This window comes from Pseudoalteromonas sp. S8-8, from assembly GCF_000497875.1.
Lineage (GTDB): Bacteria > Pseudomonadota > Gammaproteobacteria > Enterobacterales > Alteromonadaceae > Pseudoalteromonas > Pseudoalteromonas arctica.
On the sequence record NZ_AUTR01000056.1, the window covers coordinates 21130 to 30000 of the forward strand.

9 protein-coding genes and 1 rRNA gene (1 of these 10 only partly in view) are annotated in these 8871 nt (G+C 38.0%); 8 read left to right on the top strand and 2 right to left on the bottom strand.

Annotated features, from left to right (window positions below):
* The first annotated feature begins 160 nt into the window (after positions 1-160).
* The 5 genes from ccoG to L659_RS0118005 all read left to right on the top strand — a co-directional run bounded on the left by ccoG (position 161) and on the right by L659_RS0118005 (position 4477).
* The gene (gene ccoG / locus L659_RS0117985) at positions 161-1591 is read left to right on the top strand and encodes a cytochrome c oxidase accessory protein CcoG (RefSeq protein ID WP_024591440.1); all 1431 of its coding nucleotides are present in this window, start codon (positions 161-163) and stop codon (positions 1589-1591) included.
* 86 nt (positions 1592-1677) lie between these two features.
* Complete coding sequence (locus L659_RS0117990; RefSeq protein WP_024591441.1) at positions 1678-2652, top strand: serine/threonine protein kinase; 975 nt, start codon at positions 1678-1680, stop codon at positions 2650-2652.
* Positions 2653-2686: 34 nt separating this feature from the next.
* Positions 2687-3310 (top strand): thiol:disulfide interchange protein DsbA/DsbL, encoded by a 624-nt coding sequence (locus tag L659_RS0117995; RefSeq protein ID WP_024591442.1) that lies wholly within the window; start codon positions 2687-2689, stop codon positions 3308-3310.
* 16 nt (positions 3311-3326) lie between these two features.
* Positions 3327-3965, top strand: a complete 639-nt coding sequence (locus L659_RS0118000) for a thiol:disulfide interchange protein DsbA/DsbL (RefSeq protein WP_010555409.1) — start codon at positions 3327-3329, stop codon at positions 3963-3965.
* A gap of 59 nt (positions 3966-4024) precedes the next feature.
* Positions 4025-4477 (top strand): DUF523 domain-containing protein, encoded by a 453-nt coding sequence (locus L659_RS0118005; RefSeq protein WP_024591443.1) that lies wholly within the window; start codon positions 4025-4027, stop codon positions 4475-4477.
* 10 nt (positions 4478-4487) lie between these two features.
* Here L659_RS0118005 and trmA read toward each other — a convergent pair whose 3' ends face one another.
* Positions 4488-5585, bottom strand: coding sequence for a tRNA (uridine(54)-C5)-methyltransferase TrmA (trmA, locus tag L659_RS0118010; protein WP_007582854.1), 1098 nt, complete (start codon positions 5583-5585; stop codon positions 4488-4490).
* Positions 5586-5747: 162 nt separating this feature from the next.
* Here trmA and L659_RS0118015 point away from each other — a divergent pair, with 162 nt between their 5' ends.
* Together L659_RS0118015 and murI are read left to right on the top strand one after the other, a co-directional pair.
* Positions 5748-6887 (top strand): DUF5610 domain-containing protein, encoded by a 1140-nt coding sequence (locus L659_RS0118015; RefSeq protein ID WP_024591444.1) that lies wholly within the window; start codon positions 5748-5750, stop codon positions 6885-6887.
* 65 nt (positions 6888-6952) lie between these two features.
* The gene (gene murI / locus L659_RS0118020; protein ID WP_024591445.1) at positions 6953-7753 is read left to right on the top strand and encodes a glutamate racemase; all 801 of its coding nucleotides are present in this window, start codon (positions 6953-6955) and stop codon (positions 7751-7753) included.
* Here murI and L659_RS0118025 read toward each other — a convergent pair.
* Entirely contained in the window at positions 7716-8195 is a 480-nt protein-coding gene (locus L659_RS0118025; RefSeq protein ID WP_007582860.1) for an RNA recognition motif domain-containing protein, read from the bottom strand. The genes murI and L659_RS0118025 overlap by 38 nt on opposite strands.
* A 631-nt stretch (positions 8196-8826) precedes the next feature.
* Between L659_RS0118025 and L659_RS0118030 the strand changes: the two genes are divergently transcribed.
* Positions 8827-8871, top strand: a 16S ribosomal RNA gene (locus L659_RS0118030) (it continues 1491 nt past the right edge of the window).

Consider the following 8871-nt stretch of genomic DNA (forward strand, 5'->3'; position numbering starts at 1 on the left):
ATAATGGTTAACAGCAGTCAGATATTTCTGAAATATCTGAAAGTATTCGAGAAGGCAATTTATTAAAGTAAATCTGCCTAGCAAGTAACTTGCTAGCTTTAAGTATAGAGTACTTGAGTATTGCTGGATTTTTATTTCCAAGCGGCGTTGAGGAACTTCGATGGACAAGCAAATTAAAGTAAAGAATATCCCTGTAGAGGTGAAAATCCAAAAACCGGATTTAAGCCGTCAAGATGATAGGTTCAATCCCCGAAATCGTATTTATGTGCGTGCCGTAAAAGGCCTACATCAATTACTTAGGCAGCGCATTGGCTTTTTAGGCCTACTTGCGTTTATGTTACTTCCTTGGATTAATTTTAACGGCCAGCAAGCAGTGCTGTTTGATCTAATTGGTCAAAAATACAATATTTTTGGTTTAACGCTATGGCCTCAAGATTTTACCATATTAGCGTTTATTTTTATGCTGGCAGCATTTGCGCTGTTTTTAGTGACCACCTTCTATGGGCGGGTGTGGTGTGGCTACACATGTCCGCAAACTGTTTGGACCTTTATTTTTATTTGGTTTGAAGAAAAGCTTGAAGGCACAGCTAATCAGCGTAAAAAACTCGATCAACGACCCATGAATTTTGATAAGTTTTGGCGTAAAACGGCAAAGCATACTAGTTGGGTATTGTTTTCGTTATATACCGCTATTTCTTTTGTGGGTTACTTTACGCCAATCAGAGAGTTACTTCCTGATTTTGTAACGTTTAACGTGGGTGGTTATGCACTAGTCAGTATTATTTTCTTTGCTGCGTGTACCTATGGTAATGCCGGTTGGATGCGAGAAATTATGTGTTTACACATTTGCCCTTACTCACGTTTTCAATCAGCTATGTTTGATAAAGATACATACACTGTAACGTACGACGAAAGCCGTGGTGAAAGCCGTGGTCCTCGTTCACGTAAAGTAGATCATGAAGATTTAGAGCTAGGCGACTGTATAGACTGTAACTTGTGTGTTCAAGTGTGCCCAACAGGTATTGATATTAGAAATGGGCTGCAAGCTGAGTGTATTAACTGTGGTGCATGTATTGATGCGTGTGATGGCGTAATGGATAAAATGGAATACCCGCGTGGACTTATTTCATATACGACAGAGCGAAACCTCGAAACCCCAGAAAATAAAACGAATCCACTACGAGCTAAAATCATTGGTTACACGGTCATACTTGTTGTGCTTACGGGAGCACTTGTAGCTAATATAGCGCTGCGTAAAACAATGGACTTTGATATCATTCGTGATCGAAACCAATTATATCGTGTCGATTTTGATGGTTTAGTAGAGAACACCTATACATTAAAGGTAATTAATAAAGCGCAGTACGAGCAAACCTTTAATATTAAAGTACAAGGGTTAGATAACTTTAAGTATATTGGTAAGCAGTCATTTACTGTGCAGGCAGGGCAATCTCATAATGTGCCATTGTCGCTTGTAATGGACCCTTATGATTTGAAGGCGCCGATGACTGAGTTTAACTTTGTGCTTTCACCGGTAGATGAGCCGGATGAGACAATATCGCAGTCGAGTAACTTTTTTAAAGCGCGATAATCACAACCTACCTTAAATAGGTAAGTTGATATAGCAATTAACAAAAGCGGGTATATTACCCGCTTTTTATTTTATATAAGAAGAGTATGAGTAAATTTAGTTTTATTGACTTAACACCTGACCTAATACTCGATGCAATAGAAAGCGTAGGTGTGTACGCCGAATCTGGTTTGTTGGCACTCAATAGCTATGAAAACAGGGTGTACCAATTTAAAGCCGATGATGGCCTGCGTTACGTAGTGAAGTTTTATCGCCCAGAGCGCTGGAGTAAAGAGCAAATTCAAGAAGAGCATGACTTTGCATTTGAACTGGCAGAAGCGGAAGTGCCTGTTGTTGCCCCTATTTTATATAATGGGCAAAGCTTGTTTGAACACGAAGGTTATTTGTTTGTGTTGTTTCCAAGTGTAGGCGGGCGTTTATTTGAAGTTGATAACTTAGATCAGCTTGATGTAATGGGGCGTTTAATTGGCCGTATGCATCAAGTAGCTAAAACAAAGCCTTTTACTTATAGGCCAACAGTTACCTGCGAGGAGTATTTACATACAGCCAAAGTTCATCTTCAAAAAAGTAACTTAGTGCCTATGGGAATAAATACTGCCTTTTATACTATTTTAGATTTAGTGATAGAGCAGGCGCAAAAACAGTATAAAGATGTGCAAAGTATTCGCTTACATGGTGACTGCCACGTTGGTAATATTTTGTGGGCAGGTGATGCGCTCATGTTTGTTGATTTAGATGACAGCCGCCAAGGTCCTGCAATCCAAGATTTATGGATGATGCTCAGTGGCGATAGAGCGACGCAACTGTTACAGTTAGACACCCTTGTGAATGCGTATGAAGAGTTTTGTGATTTTGATCACTCTCAGCTCAAATTAATTGAACCGCTGCGAGCGATGCGTATTATCCATTATATGGGATGGGTAGCTAAACGATGGAGCGATCCTGCCTTTGTGCGGAACTTTACATGGTTTGCTGATGACAAATACTGGGAGCAACAAATTTTAGCACTGAAGGAGCAACTTGCAGCATTGCAAGAAGCACCGTTAAAGTTATTGCCGTAATATTTTATTTAAAGACAAGTACAACGAGATACAAATGCTTAAAAAATTAAAACTGAGTTTATTACTTTTATGTTTACCATTTGCAGCACTTGCTGCACAGTTTGAAGTTGATAATCAATACACTGTTATTGATGTAGACAAAAGTACATCACCACAAGTAACCGAATTTTTCTCATTTTACTGTCCACATTGTTTTAAGTTTGAACCAGTAGCAAAAGCAATTGAACAAGGCCTGCCAGAAGGCGCTGAGTTTATTAAAAACCACGTGAACTTTTTAGGTGGCGTGTCGCCACAAGCACAAAGTAATTTAAGCTTTGCCTACTTAATTGCTAAGCAGCATGGTCTGGCGCAGAGTATTAGCGATCAAATTTTTAAAAGTATTCATGTTCAGCGTGCTCCTTTAACTGAAATGAAAGACGTTAAAAAATTACTTGAAGTAAACGGTATTGATAGCGCAACGTTTGATCAAGAAATTGCAAGCATGCCAGTTATTTCGGCTGAGCAAGCAATGCAAAACAAACAAAATAAATATTCAAAATTAGGCGCACTTACAGGTGTACCTACTTTTATTGTTAACGATAAATATAAAATAAACCTCAACACCATCAAAAATCAAAAAGAACTTGATGAGTTAGTAGCGTTTTTATTAGCACTATAAATTTCGGAGCATAATAATGATTAAATTAGTTAAAGCAGGTTTGCTTGCAGTACTACTTCCTATGGCGGCAACAAGCTTTGCAGCAACGTATGAAGAAGGCGTGCATTACGACGTTGTTTCTGAGCGCGCAACTAAAAAGCCAGAAATTAAAGAGTTTTTCTCATTTTACTGCCCTGCATGTAATAACATGGAAGCACTAATTGGTGAGTTTAAGCCTAAGCTTGATAAAAACGTTAAATTTAAAAAGAGCCATGTTGATTTTGTAGGTGTACGCGACCCAGAAAACCAACAGATGATGAGCCAAGCACTCGCTACTGCAGAAGTGCTTCCGCAAAAAGATAAAATTGTCTCTGCAATCTTTAATCATATTCATACAAAGCGCGCTAGTTTTAATGAGCTTGCAGATGTAAAAGATATATTTGTAGCGCAGGGCGTTGATGGCGATAAGTTTGATAAGCTGTTTAAAAGCTTCTCGGTACGTACGCTGAGCTCTAAAATGAAACGCGATCAAGACTACTTTAAAGAAAAAGGCGCACTACGTGGCGTACCTACATTTATTGTAAATGGTAAGTATAAATTAAACCTAGGTCGTGAGTCGGGTATTACTGAACCAGAAGATATTAGCAAACTGATTAATTACTTAGCTAATAAATAAATTTAGCCAAAATAAAAAAAGCTCCTTAAGGAGCTTTTTTGCTTTATAAGGATATAGCGATGGAAAAAATATTAGTATCGAGTTGTTTGCTAGGGCAGCCTGTTCGCTACGATGGTAGAGGACACGCAATTTTGCATCCACAGCTTAATTTGTGGCAAAAACAAAATAGATTAATTGTGTTTTGTCCTGAGGTCGCTGGTGGGCTTCCTACTCCTAGAGCTCCTGCTGAAATAATACAGGGGAGTGTAATTACTAATTTAGGAGAAGATGTAACAGAACAGTTTCAAACTGGAGCTAATATAGCGCTAGAACTCTGTAAAAAGAATCAAGTTCGTTTTGCTCTACTTAAAGAATCGAGCCCTTCTTGCGGACGAAATACAATATATGATGGAAAGCATCGCGGAGTAAAAATCGAAGGGCTAGGTTTAACTACAGCATTATTAATAAAAAATGGTATTCAAGTATTTAGTGAAAAGCAAATACCAGCACTTATAAAAGTACTGGCACTTTAATTTTGGTTGGTTATTTGCGCTGCAAGAAAACACCCGACTCAATGTGATGTGTATATGGGAACTGATCAAATATAGCAAAGCGCTTAACGTTGTGCGTACGTGTTAGGTGATCAAGGTCACGCTCAAGGGTTTCAGGATTACACGATATATAAATTATGCTTTCGTAGTTAGCCACTAAGTCACACGTTAATTCATCCATGCCCGCGCGCGGTGGATCAACTAATATGGTTTGGCAGTCATAGCTTTTAAGGTCAATACCGTCTAAGCGAGAGAAAGTACGCTCTCCATTCATTGCTTGAGTAAACTCTTCACTAGACATACGAATAATATCTAGGTTCTCTACGTTATTTTTAGCAATATTGTATTGAGCAGAATGAACAGATGATTTTGATATTTCTGTTGCTAATACTTTATTAAAACAGCCCGCTAACGCAATTGAAAAGTTACCGTTACCGCAATACAGTTCTAATAAATCATTTTTAAGTGGTTTACATAAATCTTGCGCCCACTCCAGCATATTAATATTTACTTTTGCATTAGGCTGAGTAAAGCTATTTTCTACTTGTTGATAAATAAGCTCTTGACCATTAACTGTTAAACGCTCAGTTACAAAGTCATCACCCAGCACTTCTTTTTGTTTGCGAGCACGGCCGATAAAGTCAATTTTGTATTTACTGCTTAGTTTTTCTTTAAGCGCTTTAATTTCACTTAACCATTCATCATCAAGTGGTTTGTGATAAAGCAAGCTTACTAAAATTTCACCGCTTAGCGTGGATAGGTAATCGATTTGAAATAACTTACGACGTAATATTTCACAAGGCTTAAGATGCTCAATCATCACCTGCATTATTTCACCAACTAGAGGCGCTGCTGGATCAAATGTATCAACACGGATTTTTTCTTTTGTTTGTTGATCAAACATAATGTGAAACAGATCGTCACCGTCGTGCCATACTCTAAATTCAGCACGTTGGCGGTAGTTAGTTGGCTCTGAGCTAAATACTTCTAGTTGCTCCACACCAAAACGTTGGAACTGTGCACTAATACGCTGCTCTTTTTCACTTAACTGCGTTTGGTACTGTGTGGTATCTATTTTAATAACTGCCATTAACGCTACTACCTTATCTAAGATCTGTTTATCGGCGCTATTGTAGGGAGCGCTGCGTATTTGTCTAGTTTTGGCTAGCATTTATGCTGTTTTATTGAACATTGTACTTTAGTTTTTATTGTTATAGCCGATAATAAACTACGCACGCTTAGGAGACGAATCATGAAAATAGGTAATTATGGCTTTACGCCAAACAACAACATCAATAAATTCAATAATAAAGCTGATATACAGCAACCTACAATTACGTCTCCTCAAGATAGCTACCAACAACGAGGCCGAGAGTTGGCTGCAAAGGTGCTTGGCGATAAAATGGCTGAGCAGCTTGGATTGCCTATCGCAGAAAAAAAAGCAGATAAACCACTATTTGATTTTGATGAAATAGTAAAAAACGTACTCGATTTTGTAAGTAGTGCTGTTAATAAAGCAAAAGCTAACGGCGCTGATGACGAAAAGCTCAAAGATATGTTAGGCGACGCGCGCAAAGGAGTCCAAATAGGGATTGACGACGCTGTTGATGAACTCAAAGGTACAGGCGTATTTAATGATGACATGGAAGAGGGGATTAATAAGTCCAAAGAGGGAATTTACAATGGGCTTGATAAGTTTGAAGAGTCGTTATTTAACCCACAATCTGCCAGCGTAAATATAAGCCAGGCTCAATATGTCAGTATGACGAGTAATGCAGAGTATAAATTTACTACCGCAGAAGGTGATGAGGTAAGTATTAGTTTTGCTGATGCATTTGAATCTCAGTCGGCAAGTGGCTATCAGCAAAACAATAATAGCGAGTCGTTTGCAAGCTCATCATCGCAATCTCGGCAGGTATCATTTTCGATGTCGGTTAATGGTGACTTAAATGAGCAAGAGCAAGAAGCTATTAATACGATGATGGAAGACTTACAAGATTTAAGTAAAACCTTTTTTGGTGGTGATTTAGATGAAGCATTTGAACAAGCGCAGGAGCTGAGTTTAGACAGCGATCAGCTGGTGGCTTTTTCTATGGATTTACGCCAAACAAAAACAATAGCAACAGTTAAAAGCTATGAAGAATATAGACCAGCACCAGAAAAACAAGTAGCGGAGGGTTTAGCTCCTTTTAATGACGACCTTAAAAATGCTTTTGAAAAAGCGGGTGAGCTTGGATTACAAAATCAGCTAGCTGGCATTCTCCAATGGTTAAATCAAGATCAGGAACAAATAGATAAGTTAGTAGATTACACAAAGTCTATGTTCGAAAACCTTAATCAGTTAAATTCTGCGGCCGACAGGCTTACTGATTTAGAAACCACGCAAAGTTAAACTACTTTCTTTTATAAATACCTCATGGCAAACTGCCGTTCTTAAAGTAAAGTGGGAACGGTAGTTTGTCAGCGCATATAATGGTCTTTGATTCAGGTATTGGTGGAACTACTGTACTTGAGCATATAAAGCAAAGTATCCCCAATGCTCAGTACAGTTATTTTATGGATAATGCATTACTGCCTTATGGTGCTCAATCCCAAAAAACCATCATTAACCGATTATGCTCACTTATTCATTTCATCAAAGCTAATACGCTTAATGTTGATTTAATTGTAATAGCGTGTAATACCGCTTCTACATCTGCACTTAGTGCTGTTCGCCAAATGACAGATATTCCTATAGTAGGTGTTGTGCCAGCAATAAAGCCTGCGGCAGAGTTAACACGTTCAAATCATATTGGCTTATTAGCCACACCGGCAACGGTCGCCAGTTCATACACTAAAACATTAATTACTGAGCATGCTCGTAATGTAACCGTTAATCTATATAGCAGTGTGGAGTTAGTAACTTTAGCTGAGCAATACTTTTTTACAGAGTCTTTGGATACAAACAAGCTGCATCAAGTGCTTGATGGCCTACATATAGATAAAACTATAGATGTACTTGTATTAGGATGTACGCACTTTCCAATATTAGCAGAGCCTATTAGTCAGTATTTTGAAGGGAATGTAAAATTACTTGATTCAGGTGTAGCGATAGCAAACAGAGTCAACTACCTACTTAACCAACTTAACTTCTGTGTGAATAAACTAACAGACATAAAAAAGCCGCTGCAATATTATGCAACGGCTGATGTGTTTAGCAATAAGCTAGCGGTAAAGCTAGTTACACTGACTGATCCGTCTCAGTACGTAGAGCATTAGAATCATCTTCTTGTTTTTGTTTTGCTTCACGTACCTTTAAAGTACGTTGTTGGAACTCGCTATCGTTCAAGTTAGCAATTGCATTGTCTGCATCAGCTTGCGCCATTTCAACAAAACCAAAGCCACGACGCTTGCCAGTATTCTTATCCTTTAATAAACGAACATTGAATACTTTGCCTTGTTCTTCAAATAATGCACGAACCACACCTTCGTTTGCACGATAAGGAAGGTTACCAACATAAAGCGTTTTTGTTTTAACTTCAGCTTCTTCAGTCACATCAGATGACATTGCAGCAATAGCAATCGCACCTATTAATAAACCAGCACCAAATAGTAATGCAGGGTTTAAAGCTAAGCCGCCTAAAGCGAACTCAACAACAACAAAACCAACTACAGCAAGAATAACAGAGAAGATAAAAGATTTTTGATCGGGTAATTTCATTTTAGATCTACCAATAAACAGGAAATAAACATTAATTTAACATTGTGAACTTGCTATCTTAACGTCTAAATCAAACATAGCAATGATATTTGTATTAAATAATAAATAAGAGCACAAAAAAGCATCATCTTAGGAAGGTTTTCATATGGTTTTACATGGTTTTGTTCTATTTTTGTTCGAACAGTAAAAAGATCTAAAAAAAGGGTTGATCTGTTTTCGGATCTCCCTATAATGCGACCCCACTGAGACGGGAAACGCCAACGCATAGCGAGGCACGAACAACTCAGAGAGTTAAATAAAACTTCGGTTTTAAATTATCTAAAAAGAAAGTTTAAAACTAAGTGTTGACTCAAAAAATAAAGGGTGTATTATTCGCATCCCTTGAGACGCTAAAGCGACTCAAAACGTTCTTTAACAATATAAAGCAATCATCTGTGTGGGCACTCGTACAGATTGAGTTCTAACAGCCAACCTACTTAGGTAGCGAGGCAAACAAATTAGAGTCTCAATTGAAAACTGAGTGACCAACAGAATAGTTATTTCGGTAATTATTCGGCACAGTCAATTCAATATCGAAAGATATTAAAATAAATTCAGAATTCATTGAGCTGTCGAAAGACATAAAACTTTTTAATTGAAGAGTTTGATCATGGCTCAGATTGAACGCTGGCGGCAG

Coding starts and splice junctions, on each gene's coding strand:
- L659_RS0118005 (WP_024591443.1), top strand. CDS start 4,025: ATGGAAAAAATATTAGTATCGAGTTGTTTGCTAGGGCAGCCTGTTCGC.
- L659_RS0118000 (WP_010555409.1), top strand. CDS start 3,327: ATGATTAAATTAGTTAAAGCAGGTTTGCTTGCAGTACTACTTCCTATG.
- L659_RS0118015 (WP_024591444.1), top strand. CDS start 5,748: ATGAAAATAGGTAATTATGGCTTTACGCCAAACAACAACATCAATAAA.
- L659_RS0117990 (WP_024591441.1), top strand. CDS start 1,678: ATGAGTAAATTTAGTTTTATTGACTTAACACCTGACCTAATACTCGAT.
- L659_RS0118025 (WP_007582860.1), bottom strand. CDS start 8,195: ATGAAATTACCCGATCAAAAATCTTTTATCTTCTCTGTTATTCTTGCT.
- trmA (WP_007582854.1), bottom strand. CDS start 5,585: ATGGCAGTTATTAAAATAGATACCACACAGTACCAAACGCAGTTAAGT.
- L659_RS0117995 (WP_024591442.1), top strand. CDS start 2,687: ATGCTTAAAAAATTAAAACTGAGTTTATTACTTTTATGTTTACCATTT.
- ccoG (WP_024591440.1), top strand. CDS start 161: ATGGACAAGCAAATTAAAGTAAAGAATATCCCTGTAGAGGTGAAAATC.